Source organism: Cupriavidus sp. 01L43, assembly GCF_056399925.1.
This window is the reverse complement of the sequence record NZ_JBFTSH010000003.1, coordinates 130,402-154,095: the sequence shown is the minus strand read 5'-3', so window position 1 is coordinate 154,095 and position 23,694 is coordinate 130,402. Positions and strand designations below refer to the sequence as shown.

Here is a 23,694-nt window from a genome sequence, read left to right as displayed (position 1 = left end):
ACAGGCAACCTGGAAAAGGAGTCGCAATGAGACTGTTGGCCGTTTGGATCATCAATGCCGCCTCGCTGTTCCTGGTCGGAAGTGTCATCTCCGGCATCTCGCTGGGCGGGTTCGGCGCGGCGATGATCGCCGCGCTGGTGCTGGGCCTCGTCAACACGCTGATCCGGCCCATCCTGGTCATTCTGACGCTGCCGGTCACGCTGCTGACGCTGGGCCTGTTCATCTTCGTCATCAACGCGCTGCTGTTCCTGTTCGTCGGCAACCTGCTGTCGGGCTTCGTGGTGCAGGGCTTCGGCGCCGCGCTGCTGGGCTCCATCCTGTACAGCGTGATCTCGTGGGTGCTGTCGAGCCTGTTGCTCGGCGACCGCGACTGAGACTTTATTCGCATGACAGACCGCTACTACAGCTTCGAATTCTTCCCGCCGAAGACGGCGGAAGGCACGGAGAAACTGCGCAACACGCGCGCGCAGCTGGCTCCGCTGCAACCCAAGTACATCTCGGTGACGTTCGGCGCCGGCGGCACCACGCAGCAGGGCACGCTGGACGCCGTGCTGGAGATCCAGCGTGATGGCATCGAGGCCGCGCCGCACCTTTCGTGCGTGGGTTCCACGCGCGACAGCATCCGCCAGATCCTGAAGACGTACCGCGACGGCGGCATCCGCCATGTCGTGGCGCTGCGGGGCGACATGCCGTCCGGCATGGGCGAAATCGGCGAATTCCGATACGCCAACGAACTCGTGGAATTCATCCGCGCCGAGACCGGCGACTGGTTCCACATCGAGGTGGCGGCGTACCCCGAGTACCACCCGCAGGCGAAGTCGCCGCGCCACGACCTCGATAATTTCGTCCGCAAGGTCCGCGCGGGCGCCGATTCGGCGATCACGCAGTACTTTTACAACGCCGACGCCTACTTCCGTTTCGTCGACGAAGTGCGCGCGCTGGGCGTGGACGTACCGATCGTGCCGGGCATCATGCCGATCACGAACTACTCGCAGCTGATGCGTTTTTCGGAAATGTGCGGTGCCGAAGTGCCGCGCTGGGTGGCCAAGCGGCTGGAGTCGTTCGGCGACGACCGGGAGTCCATCCGCGCGTTCGGCCTGGACGTGGTGACCGGGCTCTGCGACCGCCTGCTGGCCGCCGGCGTGCCGGGCCTGCACTTCTACACGCTCAACGCCGCCGGCGCCACCAAGGCGGTCTGGGAACGGCTGAAGCTGTAACTTCCATCGGACGGGGTCATGGGGGCATACTGCGCCCCATGGTTCCCGCCACCGTCACCGCCACATTCCGCTTCTACGAGGAGCTGAACGATTTCCTGGCGCGCACCCGACGCCACCAGGACATCGTCGTGCCCTGCGCCCGCGCGGCCACGGTCAAGCACATGATCGAGGCGCTCGGCGTGCCGCACACCGAGGTGGAGTTGATCCTGGTCAACGGCGAATCGGTGGCATTCGACCGCCCCGTGCAGGACGGCGACCGCGTGGCCGTCTATCCCACCTTCGAAGCCTTCGACATCTCGCCCCTGCTCCGCGTGCGCGATCAGCCACTGCGCGAGACCCGTTTCGTTGCCGATGCCCATCTGGGCGGCCTGGCGCACCTGCTGCGCATGACCGGCTTCGATACCCTCTACGACAACCATTTCGAAGACAGCGAGATCGCGCGGATTGCCGCCGAGGAGGGCCGCATCGTGCTCACGCGCGACCGCGAACTGCTCAAGCGGCGCGGCGTGACGCACGGCTGCTATGTACGGGCGATCAAGTCGGCGCTCCAGGTGCGCGAGGTCTTCCGGCGGCTCGACCTGGCCCGCAGTGCGCGTCCGTTCTCGCTGTGTCTGGACTGCAATGTGCCACTGCATCGGATCGACAAGTCGGAAGTGGACGGCCGCGTACCCGAGGGCGTGCTGGCGCGGCACACGCGCTTTGTCACCTGCCTGCACTGCCGGCGGGTGTTCTGGGAGGGGTCGCACTGGCGCAAGATGCGTGCGCTGGTGGACGAATTGCTAGCCGAGGAGAACGCTTAGAACGCGCCGCCTTCGGTGACGATCCAGTCCATCGGCAGGTCGTGTGGCTGCGCCTGCAAGGGAATCTCGCAGGCCGCGAAGCCGATGCCGATCGACACCGGCGTTTCTGCGAGGGCCGCCAGCGTGCGGTCGTAGAAGCCGCCGCCGTAGCCGAGGCGGAACTTATCGCGGCTGAAACCGACACAGGGAATGAGCAGCGCGTCGGGCAACACGGCCTCGGTGCCATCGGGCACGGGAATGTCGTAGTGGCCGGCGCGCATTGTCGTCTCGGGCGTCCAGACGTGGAAGTCCAGCGGCGTGCCGGGGCGGGTGACCACCGGCAGCGCGGCCTGGCGGCCCGGCATGCCGGCCAGCCATTGCACGATGACGGCGCGTGCGTCGAATTCGCCCTGGATCGGCCAATAGAAGCCCACGCGTCGCGCGCCCAGGCGTTCGAGCAGGGGCGCCAGCGCGGCCCCGATGCGCGCGTCGGCCTCGGCGCGATCCGGCAGGCCGGCGCGCAGCGCGAGCAGCCGCCGGCGCAGCGCGCGGCGCTCTTCGAGGAATGGCAGGTTTTCTGCCCCGTTGTCTGGGGCCTGTTCAGGCTGCATGGCGTGCAATAATGGCCGGCACCGCGATCGATCGATGGATCGACATCCGAATACCAACACGCGCGGGGCGCGACCGGGTACCCCGGCGCCGCGCGCGGACCAACAAGGGATAGCAAGAATGCCGAAGGGAGTATATCTGCGCCGTGCGCAACGCGCCGCGTGGCTGGCAGGACTGGGGGCGTTGACAGGTGCATTGCTGGCCACGCCGGCCTACGCCCAGAAGCGCCCGGCGCCGCAGCCGGCCGCGCTGACCATCCCCAGCAATCCGGACGATGCCTTTGTCGCGCTGCGCGAGGCTGCCCGCAAGAACGATGTGGACCGCACGGCCGCCATCTCGGCCACGCTGGTCGACTATCCGATTCCGTCGTATGTGGAGTATTTCCGCATCAAGCCGCAGCTGTTCGATGCCAGCGGCCTGGCCCGCATCGACGCGCCCGACGAGCAGGTGCGCGTGTTCCTGAAGCGCTACCAGGGCGAGGCGATTGCCGACCGCATGCGCAATGACTGGCTGCTGGTGCTGGGCAAGAAGCGCGACTGGGCCAACTTCGACGTCGAATACCCACAGTTCGTGCTGAAGGACGACACGCAGGTGGAGTGCTACGCGCTGCTGTCGAGTGCGCTCAAGGGCAAGAACGTGGCCGCCGATTCGCGCGCGGTGCTGGCGGACCCGCGCTACTACGGCGAAGGCTGCGTCGACCTGATCAGCTATCTGGCGCAGAGCCAGCAGATCCAGCGCAGCGACGTGGCGTTCCAGGCACGCCAGGCGCTCGAACTGAATTTCACGACGCTGGCGGCAAGGATCGCCGCGACCGTGCCCGACGCAYGCGTGGACAGCGACACGCTGGCCACCGTCGTCAAGATGGCCCGCAACGATCCGGCCCAGGCTGCGGCCTACCTGACCGCCTCGGGCGGCACGCTGTCGCGCGACGAGCAGGGCGCCGGCTGGGGCGTGATCGGCCAGTACGCGGCCAAGAAGCTGATGCCCGAAGCGGCCGGCTACTACAAGAACCAGATGACGCTGGGCGGCAACCAGTGGCTGTCCGATGAATCGCAGGAATGGCGCGTGCGCGCCGCGCTGCGCCAGGGCGACTGGAAGCAGGTGCGCCAGGCTGTGGAGCTGATGCGCCCCGAGATGCGCGCCAAGGACCCGGCGTGGATCTACTGGTACGCCCGCGCGCTCAAGGCCGATGGCCGCACCGCGGACGCGCAGACGCAGTTCCAGACCATCGCTGGCCAGTTCAACTTCTACGGCCAGCTTGCCACCGAGGAACTCGGCAACCGCATCACGCTGCCGCCGCGCACCACGGTCTCCGATGCCGAGGCGATGGCCATGCGCACGCGGCCCGGCTTCGTGCGCGCGCAGAAGTTCTATGACCTGAACCTGCGTTTCGAAGGCAATCGCGAGTGGAACTGGGAGCTGCGCAGCATGAGCGACCGCGAACTGCTGGCCGCCGCCGAGTACGCGCGCAAGATCGAACTGCTCGACCGCACCGTCAACACGGCCGACCGCACCAAGGCGGAGCACGATTTCTCGCTGCGCTTCGTCATGCCGTACCGGGACATCATGCAGCGGGCCACCGACGATGTGGGCCTGGACATGGCCTGGGCCTATGGCCTGATCCGCCAGGAATCGCGTTTCATCATGAACGCGCGCTCGTCGGCCGGCGCGCATGGCCTGATGCAGGTGATGCCGGCCACGGCCAAGTTCGTGGCGCGCAAGATCGGCATGACCGACTTCTCGCCGTCGATGATGAGTGACCCCAATATCAACATCCTGCTCGGTACAAATTACATGAGCATGGTGCTGACGGACCTGGACAGCTCGTGGACGCTGGCCTCGGCGGGCTACAACGCTGGCCCGGGACGGCCCAAGAGCTGGCGCAGCAGCCTCTCCCGGCCGGTAGAAGGCGCGATCTTTGCAGAGACGATTCCGTTCACGGAAACGCGAACTTATGTCAAGAATGTGCTTTCCAACGCTACGTACTATGCTGCATTGATGAGCGGCCGGCCCCAGTCTCTCAAAGACCGCCTGGGAACGGTCGCGCCGTCCTCGGTCACGACCACCAGCCTGCCTTGATGTAGCGGGGCCAGCAGGAGGCGCCGTGACTCCGGGCGCGCATCGAGAGATGCCAGCGTTACGTGACCGTCACGGAGCCCACCATGCTGACCAGTAATGTCCTCGTGATCGGTGGCGCCGGATTCATCGGCAGCCACCTCGTCTCCCGCCTTGCCGGCGCGGCCTCCGCCTCAGGGGTGCCGCGCAATCCCGCCACCAATCCCGACAGTCCCATCGCGCCAGAGCGCATCCTGGTGGGCTCGCGTCGTGCCGAGCACGCCCAGCACCTGTTGCTGCTGCCGCGCGTGGAAGTCTGCGAACTGGGCCTGGCCGACGCCGCCGCGCTGGACGACGCCATTGGCTCGGTCGGCGTGGACGGCATCGTCGTCAATCTCGTCGGCGTACTGCATGGCGACCGGGGCGACCCATATGGCCCCCAGTTCGCCGCCGCGCACGTAGACCTGCCGCGCCAGATCGTGGCCTCCTGCCAGCGCACCGGCGTTCGCCGGCTGATCCATATGAGCGCGCTCGGCGCGGACGCGCAGGGGCCGTCGATGTACCTGCGCAGCAAGGGCGAGGGCGAGCGCATGGTGCGCGAGAGCGGGCTCGACTGGACCGTCATGCGGCCGTCGGTCGTGTTCGGCCCGGACGACCACTTCCTGAACCTGTTCGCCCAGATGCAGCAGATGGCCCCCGTGGTGCCGCTGGCCTGCGCCCAGGCGCGCTTCCAGCCCGTGTTCGTGATGGACGTGGTGGAGGCCTTCCTGCGCGCGATGGTCAACCCGGCTACGGTCGGCCAGGTCTACGAGGTGGGTGGGCCGCAGGTCTACACGCTCGAGGAACTGGTGCGCTTCGCCGGGCGGGCGTCGGGCCATCCGCGCCCGGTCATCGCGCTGCCCGATGCGCTCGCGCGCGTGCAGGCGGCCGTGCTGGAACACATGCCCGGCGGCCCGGTCATGTCGCGCGACAACCTCGACTCGATGCGCCTGGACAACGTGCTGCACGCGCCGATGTCGGCTGAACTCGGCCTGGAACCGGCCAGCCTGGAGTCCGTGATGACCGATGTGCTGGGTGGCCGCAACCGCGAGGCGGCGCTCCAGGCCATGCGGGAGAGCGTGCACCGCTGACCCCCAACATCGCTCCCTCTGACGCCGATGTGACTTGCGCTCACAGCCTTGCGAGCGCAATTCATTTGGAGGCGGCGCGGCCCACTCGCTAGAATCATCGGTTCAGGCCATTTTCCCTCCCCCCGCCCCCCAAGGAATCGCGATGAAACTCGTCATCGGCAACAAGAACTACTCGTCCTGGTCGCTGCGCCCCTGGCTGCTGCTGCGCCAGGCTGGCATCGCGTTCGAGGAGATTCCCGTGCGGCTGGGCACGCCCGGCTTCGCGGCGCAGATCGCCCAGTACTCGCCGGCCGGCAAGGTGCCGACGCTGGTGGATGGCGACGTCACGGTCTGGGATTCGCTGTCGATCTCGGAATACCTGGCCGAGCGCTTCCCCGAGAAGGCGCTCTGGCCGGCTGACCCCGCCGCGCGCGCGCTGGCACGTTCGGTCTGCGCCGAGATGCATTCAGGCTTCGCCAACGTGCGCAACCAGTTGCCGATGAACGTGACCGCCGTGCTGCCCGGCTGCGGCTGGAACGTGGCCGTGCAGCGCGAGGTGGAGCGCATCGCCGCGATCTGGACCGACCTGCGCACACGCTTCGGCGCCGAGGGACCGTTCCTGTTCGGCACCTTCTCGGTGGCGGACGCGTTCTACGCGCCCGTGGTCTCGCGCTTCGCCACCTACGGCATCCATCTGCCCGAGACGGCCAAGCAATACGCCGATTTCATCCTCGCGCTGCCGGCCATGCAAGAATGGATCGCCGCCGCGCGCGAGGAACGCGATTTCCTGGCCGACGACGAGCCGTACCGCACCGTGCCGGACCATCCGGACGCCATCATCATCCATCACTAGGAATTTCATGCAGGTCTATGCCGTGGGCGGCGCCATCCGCGACCAGTTGCTGGGCAAGCCGAGCCAGGACCGCGACTACGTGGTCGTCGGCGCCACGCCGGCCGAGATGGAGGCGGCCGGCTACAAGCCTGTGGGCAAGGACTTCCCGGTCTTCCTGCATCCGCGCACCAAGGCGGAGTACGCCCTCGCGCGTACCGAGCGCAAGACGGCTGCCGGCTACAAGGGCTTCGCGTTCTACTGCGCGCCCGACGTCACGCTCGAGGATGATCTGGTCCGGCGCGACCTGACCGTCAACGCGATGGCGCAGGCCGTGGACGATGCCGGCCAGCTCGTCGGGCCGATCATCGACCCGTACGGCGGCCAGCGCGATCTGGACGCGCGGCTGTTCCGTCATGTCTCCGATGCCTTCGCCGAAGACCCGGTGCGCATCCTGCGCGCGGCGCGTTTCGCGGCGCGCTTCCATGACTTCTCCGTGGCGCCCGAGACCGTGGCGCTGATGCGCGCGATGGTCGAGGCGGGCGAGGTCGACGCGCTGGTGCCGGAGCGGGTGTGGCAGGAACTGGCGCGCGGGCTGATGGAGGCGAAGCCGTCCCGGATGTTCGACGTGCTGCGCGAATGCGGCGCGCTGGCGCGGCTGCTGCCCGAGCTGGACCGGCTCTGGGGCGTGCCGCAGCGCGCCGAGTATCACCCCGAGGTGGATACGGGCGTGCACGTGATGATGGTGGTCGATCATGCAGCCGCGACCGGCGCGTCGCTGCCGATCCGCTTCGCGGCGCTGGTCCACGACCTCGGCAAGGGCACCACGCCGGCGGACGTGCTGCCGCGCCACATCGGCCATGAACAGCGCAGCGTGAAGCTGCTCGAAGCGGTCTGCGAGCGGCTGCGCGTGCCGAACGACTGCCGCGACCTGGCAGTGCTGGTGGCGCGCGAGCACGGCAACATCCATCGATCGATGGAATTCGGCGCCGCCGCGCTGACCCGGCTGGTGGAGCGCTGCGACGCGCTGCGCAAGCCGGACCGCTTCGCGGAGGCCCTGACGGCCTGCGAGGCCGACGCGCGTGGTCGGCTAGGTTTCGAGGATCGGGATTATCCGCAGACCGAACGCCTGATGGCGGCACGGGCAGCGGCGGCCTCGGTCGATGCCGGCGCCATCGCCAAGGCCTGCGCGGACCGGCCGGACCTGATCAAGGAACGCGTGCACAAGGCCCGCATCGCGGCGGTGGCGGAGAAGCTGGGGCTGGGCGCGGAGCCCGACTGAAGGGCTACGCCTACAGCAGCTTCCCAATCGCCAGCGCGATCAGCGACAGCAGGATGGTCGAGGCGAACGGCAGCACGTACTCGCGCTTGAACAGCCGGAAGCGCACGTCGCCGGGCAGCCTGCCCAGGCCGATCTTCTGCAGCCACGGCAGCGAGGCCGACAGCACGATCACGCAGAGGAAGATGGTGAATGTCCAGCGCAGCATGGCGGCTGTTCCTCAGAGTGCGTGAACGCGGTCGCCGCGTGCGAAGCCTGCCAGCGGCAGCGCGTCGTCCAGACCGCGCGTCAGCACGATCACCTTGAACAGCTCGCCCATCTCGGCCTCGGACAGCAGCTTCTGCACCGCGTTGGCATGGGGCAGGAAGGCGCGGGCGTCGGTCGGGTCCAGCTCCATCAGCAACTCGGTGATCCCGGCGTTCATCAGGAAGCGCGCCTGCGAGGCGAAGCCGGCCACGGACAGCCCGGCGTCCACCGCCGCCTCGGCGATGCCGGTGAAATTGACGTGCGCGGTGATGTCCTGCAGCCCGGGATACAGGAAGGGATCGGGGTGCGCGTGGTGGCGGTAGTGGCACATCAGCGTGCCGTCGGCGCGCTGCGGATGGTAGTACTCGGCCGCCGGGAAGCCATAGTCGATGAAGAACGCCGCGCCGCGCGTCAGCATGGCGCCCACCGCCCGCGTGAAGCCTTCGGCCTCGGCATGGGTCTCGGTGACCATGTCGTGGTCGCCCGGCAGCGCGCGTAGCGCCTCGGGGACGGCGTTGTCTGCCAGCGGACGGTCCTCGAACGTGAACTTCCCGTCGGCTAGCGCCACGCCGCGCTCGTGCCAGCGGCCGTCCAGGCGCGCGAACAGGCGCACCGGCATGGCGTCCAGCACCTCGTTGCCGACGATGACCCCTTCGAACTGCGCGGGAAGCTCGTCCAGCCACTGCACGCGACTAGCCAGGTGCGGCGCGCGGGCGGCCAGCGTTTCCTGCTGGCGTACGCGCAGCTCGCCCGACAATTCGAGGATCTGGTAGGTCTCGGGCAGCGCACCTTCGGTTTCCAGGGCGAGCAGCAGGTCCGCCGCGAGGCGGCCCGTGCCGGCGCCGAATTCGAGCACGCGCGGCAGGTCCAGGGCGATCAGCGGTGCGAACTGGCGGGCCAGCGTGCGGGCGAAGAAGGGGGTCAACTCGGGGGCGGTGATGAAGTCGCTGCCGTCCCGGGCATCGCGGCCGAACTTGGCGGCGCCGCCACTGTAATAGCCGAGCCGGGGGGCGTAGAGCGCCAGCGCCATGTAGCGATCGAAGCCAATCCAGCCGCCGGCGGCCTCGATGGCGTCGCCAATACAGGTGGTCAGGGCCGCGGAGGCGTCCAGCGCGTCGGCGGGGGGAAGGGGTAGACTAGCGACTTTCTGCATACCGCGAATTGTAGCAATGCCAGATTCCCTGACTGCTGGCGCCTCCGGCGCCCACCCTGCCGCCGCGCGCGGCGTCGCCCTCGTGACCGGCGGCGCGCGCCGCCTGGGCCGTGCCATCGCGCTGGAACTTGCCACGCGAGGCTGGGACGTGGCGATCCACTGCAATCGCTCGCGCGACGAAGCCGAGACCCTCGCCACGCAGATCCGCGGCCTGGGCCGCCGCGCCGCCGTGCTGCAGGCCGACCTGTCCGACGAAGCCGCTACCAGCAAGCTGGTCGCGGCCTGCGCCGACGCGCTGGGCGTACCGACCTGCCTGGTCAACAACGCCTCGCTGTTCCAGTACGACGTGGCGACGAGCTTCTCCTACGCCTCGCTCGACACCCATATGCGCACCAACGTGGCCGCGCCGCTGCTGCTGGCGCGTGAGATGCACAAGGCGCTTGGTGCCGATGGCAACCAGACCGCCCAGCGCGGCGTGGTGATCAACCTGCTCGACCAGAAGCTCAACAACCTGAATCCGGACTTCCTGTCGTACACGCTGTCCAAGGCCGCGCTGCAGACCGCCACGGTGCAACTGGCCCAGGCGCTGGCGCCCCGGCTGCGGGTGGTGGGCGTGGCGCCCGGCATCACGCTGGTGTCCGGCGACCAGTCCGACCCCGGCTTCGTCCGCGCGCACGGCATGACGCCGCTGGGCAAGTCGTCCACGCCGGACGACATCGCCCAGGCCGTGGCCTACCTCGCTGGCGCCCACGCCGTGACCGGTACCACCCTGTATGTCGATGGCGGCCAGCACCTGATGCCGCTGGCCCGTGACGTGATGTTCCTGACCGAGTGATCCCGATCCCCGGTCGTTTTTAAGCATTTTCCGATTTACCGCAGCACCTGCCCGACGCCCCACCATGACCTTCGCCGCGCTTTCCCACCCCAGCCTGCAAGGCTGCCGCCGCATGTTCCTGCGCAACTATGAAGTGCAGATCAATATCGGCGTGCACGAATTCGAGAAGAAGGGCGAGCAGCGCGTGCTGGTCAATATCGACCTGTTCGTGCCGCTGGACCAGAGCACGCCGCAGGCCGACAAGCTCGAGGAAGTGGTGGACTACGACTTCATGCGCAGTACCGTGGCCGCGCGCATGGCCCAGGGCCACATCCACCTGCAGGAAACCCTGTGCGATGACGTGGCACGTGCCATGCTGAAGCATCCGAAGGTGCGCGCGGTGCGCGTTTCCACGGAAAAGCCCGATGTCTACCCGGACTGCGATTCGGTCGGCGTCGAGGTGTTCCACGTCAAGTAGAATACGGGCCCGTCCGACAGGGCCATCCGACGGGCTTCCCAAGGCCCGCGCCCCGCATCAGGTATGTCTTATGAGTCACTCCGCTAACTTCTATCGCCTCGAAACCCGCCTTCAGTCGCTGGCCGGCAAAGCCATCGGCGACTTCGGCATGATCGAGGACGGCGACACTGTGCTGGTCTGCATGAGTGGCGGGAAGGACTCGTACACCATGCTGTCGGTCCTGATGGCGCTCCAGAAGCGCGCGCCCATCCACTTTAAGCTGATCGCGATGAACCTGGACCAGAAGCAGCCAGGTTTCCCGGAACACATCCTGCCCGAGTATTTGAAGTCCACCGGCGTGGAATATGTGATCGTCGAGGCGGATACGTATTCGATCGTCAAGGAGAAGGTGCCCGAGGGCAAGACCACCTGCTCGCTGTGCTCGCGGCTGCGCCGGGGCGTGATCTACCGCACGGCCAAGGAGCTGGGCGCCAACAAGATTGCGCTGGGGCACCATCGGGACGACATCGTCCAGACCTTCTTCCTGAACATGTTCTTCGGCGGGAAGATGAAGGCGATGCCGCCCAAGCTGTCGACCGATGACGGCCAGCACATCGTGATCCGGCCGCTGGCGTATTGCGCGGAAAAGGACATTGCGTCCTACGCGCGGGCGATGGCCTACCCGATCATCCCCTGCAACCTGTGCGGCTCGCAGGAGAACCTGCAGCGCAAGAAGGTCAGCGAGATGCTGCAGGGTTGGGAGCGCGAGAACCCGGGCCGCATCGACAATATCTTCGCGTCGCTGCGCAACGTGGTGGCGTCCCACCTGGCCGATACCGACCTGTTCCCGTTCACCGGGCTGGCCACCGGCCTGGCCAAGGTGGACGAGGCCTCGCTGTTCGGCGAGACCACCTTCACCCAGCAGGCGCTGACCTTCACCGGCAGCGCCGAGCCGAACCGGATGGAGTTCGTCCGCTTCGACAAGCTGGCCGAGAAGGCACCCAGCGCCGATACCCCGGCCACCCCTCTTATTTAGACGCCTGCGACGGACCCGCCTCGCGCATCAGCGAGCGGGTATCGTCGATCCATTTCTGGAAGCGGTCCACCGCGTGGGCCTTTTGTTCCGGCGTGGTCAGGTTGGCGATGGTCACGGTCAGGTCCACCCCGGCCTCGTTGGCCTGCCGGATCTGCGCGCGCTCGGCCGCCGGGCGCTGCCAGTGGTCGGCGTACTTGCGCAGCATGTCCTCCACCTGCGACTTGGGCGGATGGGTCGTCGAGACCTCCCGGGCAATCCCCAGCCATTCCTGCTGCCGCTTCACGCGCTCCGCATAGCGGGCGTCGGCGCCCTGCATGTACGGCCCCATCGCGGCGCGGATCTTCTGCGCCTGATCGTCCGAGAACTTGCCGTAGACCAGCTTGGCGTAGTCCATGACCTTGTCGAAACGGGCGTTCGAGCGAGCCTGCGGGTCCGATTTCAGGAATTCCTTGCGATATTTGGCGTTGCTTTCGTTGAATTTCGATTCCATGCGCTGGATCTGCTCCGGCGTCAGCGTCAGCATCAGGTCGGCCAGGTCGGGTATGGCGTTCTCGAAGGCCTGGCGGCCCAGCCGCTGGGTGTCCTCGCGCGCGTGGCGCACCATCGACGCGTCCACCGGGCCGGCCACCTCGCTCTTGACCCGCGTCAGCACGTTGGCGATCTCGGGGAGCTGGGCGCGGCGGTGCCAGGAGAAGAACCGGGCGATGGCCTCGCGGGTGGGCGGCTCCTGGTCGTCCGTCACATCCACGTAGCGGTCTACCCACCAGTAGGCGAGCCGGTCACCCTGTTGATAGCCGAGTTTCATGGCGTTACAGCCACCCAGCGCCAGGACGACGGTAAATGCTGCAAATCCTGCAAAAATGCGCCGTCGCCAAATGTGAAAAACGGAAACCACCGGCGGTCGGGCGCCAGGCGCCATGCTAAAATCGCCGCGCATGTTTTCCCGCCTCGCAGATCGCCCGCCAGCCCAGTCCTGACAAGGGTTTGGAGGGATTGAAGAGATCGCTTGGTACGGGTTTTCGCGCTTATTATCAGACACACTCACTTAGGGACCTCCTTGTGAATATCGTCATTCTTGCCGCAGGGATGGGAAAACGGATGAATTCCGCCCTGCCCAAGGTCCTGCACCCGGTTGCCGGGCGGCCGATGCTCGCCCATGTGCTCGACACCGCGCGCACGCTTTCGCCGTCGCGCCTCGTCGTGGTGGTTGGCCACGGTGCGGAGCACGTGCGCGAGGCCGTCGCTGCGCCGGACGTGGCGTTTGCCGACCAGACCCAGCAACTTGGCACCGGCCACGCCGTGATGCAGGCGCTGCCGATGCTCGATGACAACCAGCCCACGCTGGTGCTCTATGGCGACGTGCCGCTGACCACCGCCGCCACGCTCGAGGCCCTGGTCCATGCGGCCGGCGCCGAGCGCATGGGCGTGCTCACCGTCGAGATGTCCGATCCTACCGGATACGGCCGCATCGTACGTGACGCCGCCGGCAACATCGTGCGCATCGTCGAACAGAAGGATGCCAGCGACGAGATCCGCGCCATTCGCGAGATCAACACCGGCATCATCGTCTGCCCGACCGGCCACCTGCGCCGCTGGCTTGCCACGCTGGGCAACAACAACGCGCAAGGTGAGTACTACCTCACGGACACCATCGAGCGCGCCGCCACCGAGGGCGTGGAGATCGTCTCCGCCCAGCCGGCGGCCCTGTGGGAGACGCTGGGCGTCAACAGCAAGGTCCAGCTGGCCGAGGTGGAGCGCATTCACCAGCGCAACCTCGCACAGCGCCTGCTCGAGGCCGGCGTGACGCTGCTGGACCCCGCGCGCATCGATGTGCGCGGCCAGCTTACGTGCGGACGCGACGTGACCATCGACGTCGGCTGCGTGTTCGAAGGCCGCGTGCATCTGGACGATGGCGTGCACATCGGCGCGCATTGCGTGATCCGGAATGCCACCATCGGCGCCGGCGCACGCGTGCAACCGTTCTGTCACATCGAGGAAGCAAAGATCGGGCCGGCGGGCCGGATCGGGCCGTACGCGCGGCTGCGCCCCGGCACCAAGCTGGGCGAGGATGTGCATATCGGCAACTTCGTCGAGGTGAAGAACAGCCAGGTCGGGGATCACAGCAAGGCCAACCATCTGGCCTATGTGGGCGATACCACGGTGGGCCAGCGCGTCAACATCGGCGCGGGTACCATTACCTGCAACTACGATGGCGTGAACAAGAGCCGCACGGTGATCGAGGACGACGCGTTCATCGGCTCGGACACGCAGCTGGTGGCGCCGGTGACGGTGGGCCGTGGCGCCACGATCGGCGCGGGCACCACGCTGACCAAGGACGCGCCAGCCGGCAAGCTCACGCTCTCGCGGGCCAAGCAGATGACGCTGGACGCATGGCAGCGCCCGGTGAAGCAGCCGAAGCAGTAAGCTAAGTCAGTCAACGTCAGTCAGGCCGGGCCCGGGGAGGGCCGGCCATCATCATTCAGCGGGTTGCGGCGCGCGGCGCGAGGCAACCCAAACGGGGGGTTCACAAGATGTGTGGCATCGTCGGCGCGGTTTCCACGCGCAATATCGTTCCGGTCCTGATCGAAGGCCTGCGTCGCCTGGAGTACCGCGGCTATGACTCGTGCGGCGTGGCCATCGTGCGCGACGAGATGCTCGAGCGCGCGCGCACCGTGTCGCGCGTGGCCGATCTGGACACGCAGACGCAGTCGTCCGGGTTGGCCGGCACGCTGGGCATCGCCCACACGCGCTGGGCCACGCACGGCAAGCCCGATACGGTCAACGCCCACCCGCATTTCTCGGACGAGACCATCGCGCTGGTGCACAACGGCATCATCGAGAACTACGAGCCGCTGCGCGACGAACTGCGCGCCGTGGGCTACGGCTTCGAGTCGCAGACCGACACCGAGGTGGTCGCCCACCTGATCCACCAGGCCTACACCTACCCGAGCAGCGCCACGCGCGGCAACCTGTTCGGCTCGGTGCGCGTGGTGACCAAGCGCCTGCACGGCGCCTACGCGATTGCCGTGGTGGCCAAGGACAACCCGGACGTGGTGGTGGGCGCGCGCGCCGGCTCGCCGCTGGTGGTCGCGCTGGGCGAGAACGAATCGTTCCTGGCCTCCGACGCGCTGGCCGTGGCCGGCACCGCCAACCGCATCGTCTATCTGGAAGAGGGCGATGTGGTGGAGCTGACCCGTGCCGGCGCCACCATCCGCGACGTGAACGACGTGGAAGTCGTGCGCGAGGAGCGCGTGGTGGAAGCCCACGCGGCAGCCGTCGAGCTGGGCCCGTACCGCCACTTCATGCAGAAGGAAATCTTCGAGCAACCGCGCGCGCTGGGCGACACGCTGGAAGGCATCGTCGCCATCGCGCCCGAACTGTTCGGCGAGAAGGCGGCCGCGGTATTTCCCGACATCGACAATATCCTGATCCTGGCCTGCGGCACCAGCTACTACTCGGGCTGCACGGCCAAGTACTGGCTCGAGTCCGTGGCGAAGATCCCGACCCAGGTGGAAGTGGCCAGCGAATACCGCTACCGCGACACCGTGCCGAACCCGCGCGCGCTGGTGGTGGTGATCTCCCAGTCGGGCGAGACCGCCGACACCATGGCCGCCCTGCGCCATGCCCGCGACCTCGGCCACACCCACACGCTGGCCATCTGCAACGTGGCGACCAGCGCGATGGTGCGCGAGACCGAAATGCGCTTCCTGACGCGCGCCGGCACCGAGATCGGCGTGGCCTCGACCAAGGCGTTTACGACCCAGCTCGCCGCGCTGTACATGCTGACGCTGGCGCTGGCCAAGGTACGCGGCCGGCTGACCGAGGAAGAAGAGGCCGCCGCGCTGACCAACCTGCGCCACCTGCCCGTGGCGCTGCATGGCGTGCTGGCGCTGGAGCCGCAGATCATCGCCTGGTCGGAAGACTTCGCGCGCCGCGAGAACGCGCTGTTCCTGGGCCGGGGCCTGCACTACCCGATCGCCCTCGAAGGCGCGCTGAAACTCAAGGAAATCTCATATATCCACGCGGAAGCCTACCCGGCCGGCGAGCTGAAGCACGGCCCGCTGGCGCTGGTCACCGAGGCGATGCCGGTGGTGACCGTGGCGCCGAACGACGCGCTGCTGGAGAAGCTGAAGTCCAACATCCAGGAAGTGCGCGCGCGCGGCGGCCGGCTCTACGTGTTTGCCGATGCCGACACGCATATCCAGTCGTCCGATGGCATCCAGGTGATCCGCCTGCCCGAGCACTACGGCGCGCTGTCGCCGATCCTGCACACGGTGCCGCTGCAACTGCTGGCCTACCACACGGCCTGCGCACGCGGGACGGACGTGGACAAGCCTCGGAATCTGGCTAAGTCGGTGACGGTGGAATAAGGCGGGGCCGCCGGCCGGAGAGCAAGACACGGCAAGCGGTTTTACAAGCCGGATGTAAAAGGAAGCCACGGTGTGCACGCACCGTGGCTTTTTTTTTGTCGCCCCCAATCCCGGCTTGCCAGACGTGGCGCGGCCTGGCGGGGAGCCGGTGCGCGCCGAGCCCCCGGTGGCACGGTATCTGCGGAAGCCATAGGCTCCAATCGGCTCCAATCCGCGATACCCAGCCACCGAACGCCACCGAGGGACCCCACATGACGAAAAAGACCGCACCGACCGCCGCCCAGCCACCCGGCAAGAAAGGCGACACCACGCCGCCCAAGCCACAAGGCATCGGCAACAACAACGACGGCAGCTACGAGCGCGCCGTGGCGGACCGGCTGGCCGAGCGGCCAAAGCAGCTGGGTTCGGACTCGGTCGGCAATCTCGTCTCGAACCGTGACCGCACGCTGACCACGAACCAGGGCCTCCAGATTCCGCAGGACGACGACTCGCTCAAGCTCGGCCTGCGCGGCCCCACGCTGCTCGAGGACTTCCACCTGCGCGAGAAGATCACGCACTTCGACCACGAGCGCATTCCCGAGCGCGTAGTCCACGCGCGCGGCGCGGCTGCCCATGGCTATTTCGAGCTGACCGAGTCGCTGGCTGACGTGACCACCGCCGCGCTGTTCACCGAGGTTGGCCAGAAGACCCCAGTGTTCGTGCGATTTTCGACCGTGGCCGGCTCGCGCGGCTCCGCCGATCTGGCGCGCGATGTGCGCGGCTTCGCCACCAAGTTCTATACGCGGCAGGGCAACTTCGACCTGGTCGGCAATAACATCCCGGTGTTCTTTATCCAGGACGGCATCAAGTTCCCGGATTTCGTCCATTCCGTGAAGCCGGAACCGCACAACGAGATCCCGCAGGCCGCGTCGGCGCATGACACGTTCTGGGATTTCGTGTCCCTCCAGCCCGAGTCGATGCACATGGTGCTGTGGACCATGTCCGGCCGCGCCATCCCGCGCAGTTTCCGAACGATGGAGGGGTTTGGCGTGCATACGTTCCGCTTTGTCGATGCAGAGGGGCAGGGCACGCTGGTCAAATTCCACTGGAAGCCGGTGGGCGGCGCGCATTCGCTGGTCTGGGACGAGGCGGTCAAGATCAACGGCAAGGACCCCGATTTCCACCGGCGCGACCTCTACGATTCGATCGAGGCGGGCCAGTTTCCCGAATACGAGTTCGGCGTGCAGCTGGTGCCGGAGACCGACATGCTCAAGTTCGGCTTCGATCTCCAGGACCCGACCAAGCTCATTCCGGAGGAACTGGCGCCGGTGCGGCGCGTGGGGCGGATGGTGCTGAACCGCAACCCGGACAACTTCTTCGCCGAAACCGAGCAGGTGGCGTTCCACCCGGGCCACATCCTGCCGGGCATGGATTTCACCAACGATCCCTTGCTGCAGGCGCGGCTGTTCTCGTACACCGATACCCAGCTCACGCGGCTCGGCGGGCCGAATTTTCATGAAATTCCGATCAATCGGCCGCTCTGCCCGGTGCATAACAACCAGCGAGATGGCTTCGGCCGGCAGACCGTAGTGCAGGGTAAGGAGAGCTACCAGCCGAACTCGGTCAGCGGCGGCTGCCCGTTCCTGGCCGGCGATGCCGACGCCTACCGGCATTTCGCTGCCGCCGCCGAGGACGGCGCGGTGAAGGTGCGCATGCGCGCACAGACCTTCGCCGATCATTTCTCGCAGGCCAATCTCTTCTGGCGCAGCCAGTCCGACGTCGAAAAAAGGCAGATCGTCGATGCGTACGCGTTCGAACTCTCCAAGGTCTTCGACCCCGCCATCCGGGCGCGCGTGGTGGGGCAGATCCACCATATCGCCGTGGAACTGGCGGAGCGCGTGGCGCAGAAGCTCGGGATTCCCGTCGAGCCGGTCGGGCCGAACGTGCAGATCAACGACTACGGCGTACCGGCCTCGCCCGCGCTGAGCCTGGACGCCCAGCCGAAGGGCGACATCACGGGCCGCAACATCGCCGTGCTGGTCAACGATGGTGTGGACGACGCGGCCATCGCCTCGCTCAGGAAGCTGGCCGAGGCGGCGCGCGCCAATCTCAAGGTCATCGGCCCGCGCGCGGCGAGCGTGACCACGGCCAAGGGCGCGGCGCTGCCGGTGGACCATGCGCTGTCGTCGGTCGGCTCGGTGCTGTTCGATGCGGTGTACGTGCCCGACGTGGCCAAGCCCCCCGCCGAGCCGGATCCGGACGCGCTGCTGTTTATCAAGGAGGCCTACAAGCACTGCAAGGCCGTGGGCGCGGGCGGCTCGGGCGCCGTGATGGTGGCCGAGGCCGCGCGCTGCGCGGGGCTGGCCGGCGGCTTCGCGGGGCCGGGCGTGGTGATCGCCAAGACCGAGGACCCGGCGCGGCATCGGGAATTCCTCGATGCCGTGGGCCAGCATCGCTGGTGGCAACGGCCGGACGCGATGCGCATTCCAGCCTGAGCGCAGGCGGCGCGAAAGCGTCCTAAGGGGCACTCGTCAGGCGACCCCGCCGTCGCCCGAGAGTGCCCGCTCGGCATAGGGGTACCTGCAGCGATACCTATAGCGAGAGGCGTTTCGCGGTATCCTTGCCGGCATGCCGCGCGCCACAGCCTCCTCAGGGTGGCGCGCAGTGCGCCTGTCCCGGCCCGCATCATGCGCGCCCGGGCCCCACGGCGCCCCCCGCGATCACAGGAATATGAAAGACCTAGAAAGTGAGCTGATCGGCTCCGCACGGCTGCCGACCCGCTACGGCGAATTCACCGCCCATGCCTTCCAGGGCGTGGACAGCCGCACCGAACACCTGGCGCTCTCCATGGGAGACATCTCGGGCGAGAACGTTCTCGTCCGCCTGCATTCCGAATGCCTGACCGGCGACGTCTTCGGCTCGTGCCGCTGCGACTGCGGCGAGCAGCTCGACCTCGCCATGCAGAAGATTGCCGAGGAAGGCCGCGGCATCCTGCTCTACCTGCGCGGCCACGAAGGCCGGGGCATCGGCCTCTCGAACAAGATCCGCGCCTATGCGCTGCAGGACGGCGGGCTGGACACGGTCGACGCCAACCTCGCGCTCGGCCAGGCCATCGACGGCCGCACCTACGCGTTCGCGGCGGACATGCTGCGCCAGTGGGGTGTGAAGTCGGTCCGCCTGATGAGCAACAACCCGATCAAGATCCGGGCGCTCGAAGACGCCGGCCTGGCCGTGACGGAGCAGATGCGTCACATCGTGCCCGCCAACGCCGAAAACGAGAAATACCTCGCCACCAAGCGGTCCCGCATGGGTCACCTGCTGGACTGATTCAGCGGGTGTAGGCGAAGGCCGACAACCGCTTGCGCAGCCTCCCGACAGCTTGTCCGGGGCCACTCTCCTATCGTGGATATAAGGTCCGCGCCATGCTCGGCATGGCGCGGGATGTTCCACGCGATGTGCCGCCGTGGCCTCACGGCGCGCCTCCGATGTGAGAGGAGTCCAACAATGGCTGACAACAACGTTTCCGTACTGAACGATTTGATCGAAGTCTCGCGCGATGGCGAGGAGGGCTTCCGCAAGGCGGCCGAGGACGCCAAGAATCCGGAACTGAAGACGCTGTTCTCAAGCCGTGCCACCGAGTGCGGCGCGGCGGTGCGCGAGTTGCAGAGCCAGGTGATGGCCCTCGGCGGCAAGCCCGAGGACCACGGCAGCGTGGCCGGTGCGCTGCATCGCGGCTGGGTGAGCCTGCGCAGCGCGGTGGCCGACCGCACGGACCTCGCCATCCTCGAGGAAACCGAGAAGGGCGAGGACGTCGCCAAGAAGAAGTATGGCGATGCGCTCCAGGAAACCGACCTGAGCTTCGACATCCGCGCGCTGATCGAGCGCCAGTACCAGGGGGTGCTGCGTAACCACGACCTGATCCGCGATCTGCGTAACCGCTATCGCGCGAGCGGCGAATAACCGCTTCCGGATCGGCACGAAGGCGCTTCCCTAGGGAGGCGCCTTTTGCATTGAGGATTATGTTCGCGCGTGCCGAAAGGTAGCTGAATCGGAATCGCAATCATCCGCAAAATCATCCGCATCGTGTCGTAAAGCCCCGTCTGGCAAGGGATTTATTAACGCGATTTTCCCTATGTATGCTTGATCTTCTGGCCTCGGCTATTAACATGAAAATCGTCCACCGTGGTGTGCAGGCGTTTTGGGGTCAATGTCATGAAAGGCGACAAGAAAGCCATCCAGTTACTGAACGGCCAGCTGCGTCACGAGCTGACCGCGATCAACCAGTATTTCCTGCACGCGCGCATGTACCGGCACTGGGGGTTGAGCGCGCTGGGCAAGCATGAGTACGAGGAGTCCATCGAGGAGATGAAGCACGCGGACAAGTTGATCGAGCGCATCCTGATGCTCGACGGCCTGCCCAACCTCCAGGATCTGGACAAATTGCTCATCGGGGAGAACGTCGAGGAGATGCTCGGCGGCGACCTGAAGGTGGAGTTGCTGTCCCAGACGAGCTGCAAGGATGCGATCAAGTACTTCGAGTCGATTAGCGACTATGTGTCGCGCGATGTGGTGACCGATATCCTCTCGGACACCGAGGACCACATCGAGTGGATCGAGACGCAGCTGGAACTCGTGCGCAAGGTCGGCGTGCAGAACTACCTGCAATCCGCGATGGGCGAGCTGGGCGAGTCCGACGCCTAGTCGGCAGGCAGGCGCTCTGCAGAGTTCCAGATCTTCGGCTACACTGCGCCCCGCACACTGAATGCAAGGCGCCCGCCAGGGCGTCCAGACTCCGGGGCGGGGTGGCAGAGTGGTGATGCGACGGCCTGCAAAGCCGTTTACGACGGTTCGATTCCGTATCCCCGCCTCCATCTCCTTCCTGCCGTTTTCCCTCCTGCTTTCCCTCCTGCTTTCCCTCCTGTTCTCCCTCGTTCATTGCCTTCGCCGGATCTGACCAATCTGTCATCTGGAAGGACTATCATCTTCTGCCGGGCATTTGGCAGATAACGCCGAGCCGCTGGCGCATTTCATGCTCGTTCCGCAGGCAGATACGCCGCAAGCGTTGAGTACGCCGCAACGCGGAGTTTCCCTGTGGATATAGCGCCCCGATTGCGATAATGTTTTGCCGCGCGTGCACCAAGTGTCAGCACGTGAGGCAGGGTTCACCATGCAGGGCTTCCATGGCGTTTCCGTCCCCAGACGATGAGAGAAACAGAGGCTCCCGATGATTAAAGATCTGCGAGTGCGTGCGGCGCAGCCGTCGGATATGCCTGCCATCGCGGCAGTGCTCGAGCGCTGCAACCTGCCGGTGGACGAACTGCCGCGTCTGGTGGGCGAGTTCCACGTGGCCCTGATGGAGTCAGAGCTGGTCGGCTGCGCCTGCGCCGAGCGCTTCGGCGATACGGCCATCGTCCGCTCGGTGGCCGTGCTGCGCGAATGGCGCGACCAGGGCGTGGCCAGCCACCTCGTCAACGCGGTGATGATGCGTGCCCGCGCCAACGGCACGCGCCGCGCGGTGCTCCTGACCTCGAGTTGCCCGAGCTACTTCGCCCGTTACGGTTTCTCGCTGATCCACGCCTCCAAGCTGCCCCCAGAAGTCCTCGAGAGTGAGGAATTCCAGCGCCTGCGCAACACCAGCGCGTTGTGCATGTGCGCGGTGCTGACCTGATGGTTTTTCCTTGATTGGCCCGCCTTCGGCAAGGTTTTACAAAAGCGACAATAATCGGGGCTCCAATTCTGCAAGCCTGACCAGGGAGACCCCATGACGACCACTGTCCGTGCCATCCGCCTCCAGGAATTCGGCGCGCCCGAAGTGATGCAGCTCACGCCGGTCGAGCTGCCGGCGCCGGCGGCCGGCGAGGCGCGCGTGCGGCATACCGCCATCGGCTTCAACTTCATCGATGTGTACCAGCGCCGCGGCACCTATCCGCTGCCGGTGGGCACGGGGCTCGGCCACGAGGCGGCCGGCGTGGTGGAGGCGGTGGGGGCGGGCGTGACGGACATCGCCGTGGGCGATCGCGTGGCGTACATGAACGCCGGCCTCGGCGCCTACGCCGAAGCGCGCAACGTACCTGCGGACAAGCTGGTCAAGCTGCCCGACAACCTCAGCGACGAGCAGGCTGCCGCCGTGATCTTCAAGGGCATGACCGCCCAATATCTGGTGCGCCATACGCACGCCGTGAAGCCCGGTGACACGGTCCTGGTCCACGCCGCCGCCGGTGCCGTGGGCCAGATCCTGGCAGGCTGGGCCAAGGCGCTCGGCGCGCGCGTGATCGGCACGGCCGGCGGCCCGGCCAAGTGCGAGCGCGCCCGCGCGGCGGGTTGCGACATCGCCATCGACTACAAGCAGGCGGATTGGGTCAAGCAGGTGCGCGACGCCACCGGCGGCCAGGGCGTGACCGTGGTCTACGACGCCGTGGGCAAGGACACCTTCATGGGCTCGCTCGATTGCGCCCAGACCTTCGGACTGGTGGTGCTGTACGGCGGGGCGTCCGGCCCGGCGCCGGCCATCGAGCCGGAAATCCTGAACAAGAAGGGCTGCCTGTTCCTGACCCGGCCCTCGGTGTTCCCGCACAACGCGGACCCGGCCCGCTTCCGCGCCAATGCGAAGGACCTGTTCGATGCCATCGCCGCCGGCCAGGTGAAGGTGGAGATCGGCGCCCGCTTCCCCCTGGCCGAGGTCGCCCGCGCGCACGAGGCCGCCGAGCGCCGCGAGACCACCGGCGCCATCCTGCTGCTGCCGTAATTCGACGGGTTTCGACTAGTGCGGATGACGATGACGGGCCGCCCGGCGCGGTGCCCCGTCATCGCACAGGCCGATCTCCACGCTCACGTGGGCCAGCTCCTCATGGATCGATAGCGCCTGCCGCACGCGCTGCGGCGTGAGCGTGGCGTCGTGCGTGACCAGGCTGGCGATGCAGGCGAACTGCTCGCGGCCCACGCGCCAGACGTGCAGGTCGGTCACGCGCGTGCCGTCTTCTCCGTGCTGGAACTCGGCCAGCACCTCTCGCACTTCGTCCACAACCGGGTGGTCCATCTCGCGGTCCAGCAGCACCGTGCCGCTCTGCCGCATCAGCCCGATCGCCCAGCGACCGACCAGCGCCGCGCCCACCAGCCCCATCACCGGATCGAGCCAGCTCCAGCCCAGCCACCAGCCGCCGGCCAGCGCCACGATGGCCAGCACCGAGGTGGCCGCATCGGCAATCACGTGGATATAGGCCGAACGCAGATTGATGTCGTGATGATGGTGATCGGCATGTCCGTGGTGATCGTGCGCATGCGCATGGCCATGATCGTGCCCGTGATGGTGCGCGCCGCCGAGGATGAACGCGCAGCCCAGGTTCACGAGCAGGCCGATGGCGGTGACGGCCATCGCCTCCTGGTAGTGGATGGCCTGCGGGGTGAATAGCCGTTCGACCGAGCCGGCGATCATCAGCGCGGCCACGCCCAGCAGGACGATGGAACTGGCGAAGGCCGCCAGCACCTCGATCTTCCACGTGCCGAAGGTGAAGCGGGCATCGTTGGCCAGCCGGCGCGCGGCGGCGTAGGCGAAGGCCGAGAGGCCGATCGCCAGCGCGTGGGAACTCATGTGCCAGCCGTCCGCCAGCAGGGCCATCGAGTTGAACCAGAGGCCGGCGGCAATCTCCACCACCATGGTGGCGAGCGTGATCCACATGACCAGGCGCGTGCTGCGCTCGGCTGCCGGATTGCCGGCATTGAAGACGTGGGAATGGGTCCACGCGGACAGATCGTGCGTGTGCAT

General features: G+C 67.0%; 23 protein-coding genes and 1 tRNA gene. 19 read left to right on the top strand and 5 right to left on the bottom strand.

What is annotated here, in order from left to right; translation table 11 throughout:
- Nucleotides 1-26 precede the first annotated feature (26 nt).
- The 3 genes from AC1DP9_RS07610 to AC1DP9_RS07600 are packed head-to-tail and all read left to right on the top strand — an operon-like array spanning nt 27 to nt 2,017.
- On the top strand, nt 27-374 hold the full coding sequence (locus AC1DP9_RS07610) for a phage holin family protein (protein WP_477106973.1): 348 nt from the start codon (nt 27-29) through the stop codon (nt 372-374).
- A 12-nt stretch (nt 375-386) separates the two neighbouring features.
- Entirely contained in the window at nt 387-1,217 is an 831-nt protein-coding gene (metF, locus tag AC1DP9_RS07605; protein ID WP_441591404.1) for a methylenetetrahydrofolate reductase [NAD(P)H], read from the top strand.
- 38 nt (nt 1,218-1,255) lie between these two features.
- Nucleotides 1,256-2,017: a Mut7-C RNAse domain-containing protein gene (locus AC1DP9_RS07600; RefSeq protein ID WP_477106972.1), complete on the top strand. Its 762-nt coding sequence runs from the start codon at nt 1,256-1,258 to the stop codon at nt 2,015-2,017.
- On the opposite strand, the gene AC1DP9_RS07595 is transcribed toward AC1DP9_RS07600, so the two are convergent.
- Nucleotides 2,014-2,607 (bottom strand): 5-formyltetrahydrofolate cyclo-ligase, encoded by a 594-nt coding sequence (locus AC1DP9_RS07595; RefSeq protein ID WP_477106971.1) that lies wholly within the window; start codon nt 2,605-2,607, stop codon nt 2,014-2,016. The two genes, AC1DP9_RS07600 and AC1DP9_RS07595, sit on opposite strands and share 4 nt — an antisense overlap.
- 118 nt (nt 2,608-2,725) lie before the next feature.
- Here AC1DP9_RS07595 and AC1DP9_RS07590 point away from each other — a divergent pair, with 118 nt between their 5' ends.
- The 4 genes from AC1DP9_RS07590 (at nt 2,726) to AC1DP9_RS07575 (ending at nt 7,880) form a co-directional block, all read left to right on the top strand.
- The gene (locus tag AC1DP9_RS07590; protein ID WP_477106970.1) at nt 2,726-4,684 is read left to right on the top strand and encodes a lytic transglycosylase domain-containing protein; all 1,959 of its coding nucleotides are present in this window, start codon (nt 2,726-2,728) and stop codon (nt 4,682-4,684) included.
- Between the two features lie 83 nt (nt 4,685-4,767).
- Complete coding sequence (locus tag AC1DP9_RS07585; protein ID WP_441591401.1) at nt 4,768-5,790, top strand: complex I NDUFA9 subunit family protein; 1,023 nt, start codon at nt 4,768-4,770, stop codon at nt 5,788-5,790.
- A 142-nt stretch (nt 5,791-5,932) separates the two neighbouring features.
- A complete protein-coding gene (locus AC1DP9_RS07580; protein WP_477106969.1) occupies nt 5,933-6,622 on the top strand; it encodes a glutathione S-transferase family protein in 690 nt (229 codons plus the stop codon).
- A 7-nt stretch (nt 6,623-6,629) separates the two neighbouring features.
- Nucleotides 6,630-7,880 carry a multifunctional CCA addition/repair protein gene (locus tag AC1DP9_RS07575; RefSeq protein ID WP_477106968.1) on the top strand — a complete coding sequence of 417 codons (1,251 nt, stop codon included), beginning with the start codon at nt 6,630-6,632 and terminating at the stop codon, nt 7,878-7,880.
- 10 nt (nt 7,881-7,890) lie between these two features.
- Here AC1DP9_RS07575 and AC1DP9_RS07570 read toward each other — a convergent pair whose 3' ends face one another.
- Nucleotides 7,891-8,085 carry a DUF2905 domain-containing protein gene (locus tag AC1DP9_RS07570; RefSeq protein ID WP_092291474.1) on the bottom strand — a complete coding sequence of 65 codons (195 nt, stop codon included), beginning with the start codon at nt 8,083-8,085 and terminating at the stop codon, nt 7,891-7,893.
- Nucleotides 8,086-8,097: 12 nt separating this feature from the next.
- Nucleotides 8,098-9,276, bottom strand: a complete 1,179-nt coding sequence (locus AC1DP9_RS07565; protein WP_477106967.1) for a class I SAM-dependent methyltransferase — start codon at nt 9,274-9,276, stop codon at nt 8,098-8,100.
- Between the two features lie 16 nt (nt 9,277-9,292).
- On the opposite strand from AC1DP9_RS07565, the gene AC1DP9_RS07560 reads away from it, so the two are divergent.
- The 3 genes from AC1DP9_RS07560 to ttcA all read left to right on the top strand — a co-directional run bounded on the left by AC1DP9_RS07560 (nt 9,293) and on the right by ttcA (nt 11,583).
- Nucleotides 9,293-10,111 carry an SDR family oxidoreductase gene (locus AC1DP9_RS07560; protein ID WP_092291478.1) on the top strand — a complete coding sequence of 273 codons (819 nt, stop codon included), beginning with the start codon at nt 9,293-9,295 and terminating at the stop codon, nt 10,109-10,111.
- Nucleotides 10,112-10,175: 64 nt separating this feature from the next.
- Entirely contained in the window at nt 10,176-10,568 is a 393-nt protein-coding gene (locus AC1DP9_RS07555; protein ID WP_092291480.1) for a dihydroneopterin aldolase, read from the top strand.
- Between the two features lie 70 nt (nt 10,569-10,638).
- Nucleotides 10,639-11,583 carry a tRNA 2-thiocytidine(32) synthetase TtcA gene (ttcA, locus tag AC1DP9_RS07550; protein WP_477106966.1) on the top strand — a complete coding sequence of 315 codons (945 nt, stop codon included), beginning with the start codon at nt 10,639-10,641 and terminating at the stop codon, nt 11,581-11,583.
- Here ttcA and AC1DP9_RS07545 read toward each other — a convergent pair.
- Entirely contained in the window at nt 11,576-12,388 is an 813-nt protein-coding gene (locus AC1DP9_RS07545; RefSeq protein ID WP_092291484.1) for a DUF6279 family lipoprotein, read from the bottom strand. The genes ttcA and AC1DP9_RS07545 overlap by 8 nt on opposite strands.
- A 254-nt stretch (nt 12,389-12,642) precedes the next feature.
- On the opposite strand from AC1DP9_RS07545, the gene glmU reads away from it, so the two are divergent.
- From glmU to AC1DP9_RS07500, 9 genes are all read left to right on the top strand, one after another.
- Complete coding sequence (gene glmU / locus AC1DP9_RS07540) at nt 12,643-14,007, top strand: bifunctional UDP-N-acetylglucosamine diphosphorylase/glucosamine-1-phosphate N-acetyltransferase GlmU (RefSeq protein WP_477106965.1); 1,365 nt, start codon at nt 12,643-12,645, stop codon at nt 14,005-14,007.
- A gap of 107 nt (nt 14,008-14,114) precedes the next feature.
- Nucleotides 14,115-15,953 (top strand): glutamine--fructose-6-phosphate transaminase (isomerizing), encoded by a 1,839-nt coding sequence (glmS, locus tag AC1DP9_RS07535; RefSeq protein WP_454756753.1) that lies wholly within the window; start codon nt 14,115-14,117, stop codon nt 15,951-15,953.
- Nucleotides 15,954-16,204: 251 nt separating this feature from the next.
- Nucleotides 16,205-18,427 carry a catalase gene (locus AC1DP9_RS07530; protein WP_477106964.1) on the top strand — a complete coding sequence of 741 codons (2,223 nt, stop codon included), beginning with the start codon at nt 16,205-16,207 and terminating at the stop codon, nt 18,425-18,427.
- A 235-nt stretch (nt 18,428-18,662) separates the two neighbouring features.
- The gene (gene ribA, locus AC1DP9_RS07525; RefSeq protein ID WP_092291492.1) at nt 18,663-19,259 is read left to right on the top strand and encodes a GTP cyclohydrolase II; all 597 of its coding nucleotides are present in this window, start codon (nt 18,663-18,665) and stop codon (nt 19,257-19,259) included.
- A gap of 177 nt (nt 19,260-19,436) precedes the next feature.
- The gene (locus AC1DP9_RS07520) at nt 19,437-19,892 is read left to right on the top strand and encodes a PA2169 family four-helix-bundle protein (protein WP_092291494.1); all 456 of its coding nucleotides are present in this window, start codon (nt 19,437-19,439) and stop codon (nt 19,890-19,892) included.
- 252 nt (nt 19,893-20,144) lie between these two features.
- Complete coding sequence (bfr, locus tag AC1DP9_RS07515; RefSeq protein ID WP_092291496.1) at nt 20,145-20,633, top strand: bacterioferritin; 489 nt, start codon at nt 20,145-20,147, stop codon at nt 20,631-20,633.
- A gap of 95 nt (nt 20,634-20,728) precedes the next feature.
- Nucleotides 20,729-20,803 (top strand) — tRNA-Cys (locus AC1DP9_RS07510).
- A gap of 353 nt (nt 20,804-21,156) precedes the next feature.
- A complete protein-coding gene (locus AC1DP9_RS07505; RefSeq protein ID WP_092291498.1) occupies nt 21,157-21,600 on the top strand; it encodes a GNAT family N-acetyltransferase in 444 nt (147 codons plus the stop codon).
- Between the two features lie 93 nt (nt 21,601-21,693).
- Complete coding sequence (locus AC1DP9_RS07500) at nt 21,694-22,677, top strand: quinone oxidoreductase family protein (protein WP_477106963.1); 984 nt, start codon at nt 21,694-21,696, stop codon at nt 22,675-22,677.
- A gap of 15 nt (nt 22,678-22,692) precedes the next feature.
- On the opposite strand, the gene dmeF is transcribed toward AC1DP9_RS07500, so the two are convergent.
- Nucleotides 22,693-23,694, bottom strand: coding sequence for a CDF family Co(II)/Ni(II) efflux transporter DmeF (gene dmeF, locus AC1DP9_RS07495; protein ID WP_477106962.1), 1,002 nt, complete (start codon nt 23,692-23,694; stop codon nt 22,693-22,695).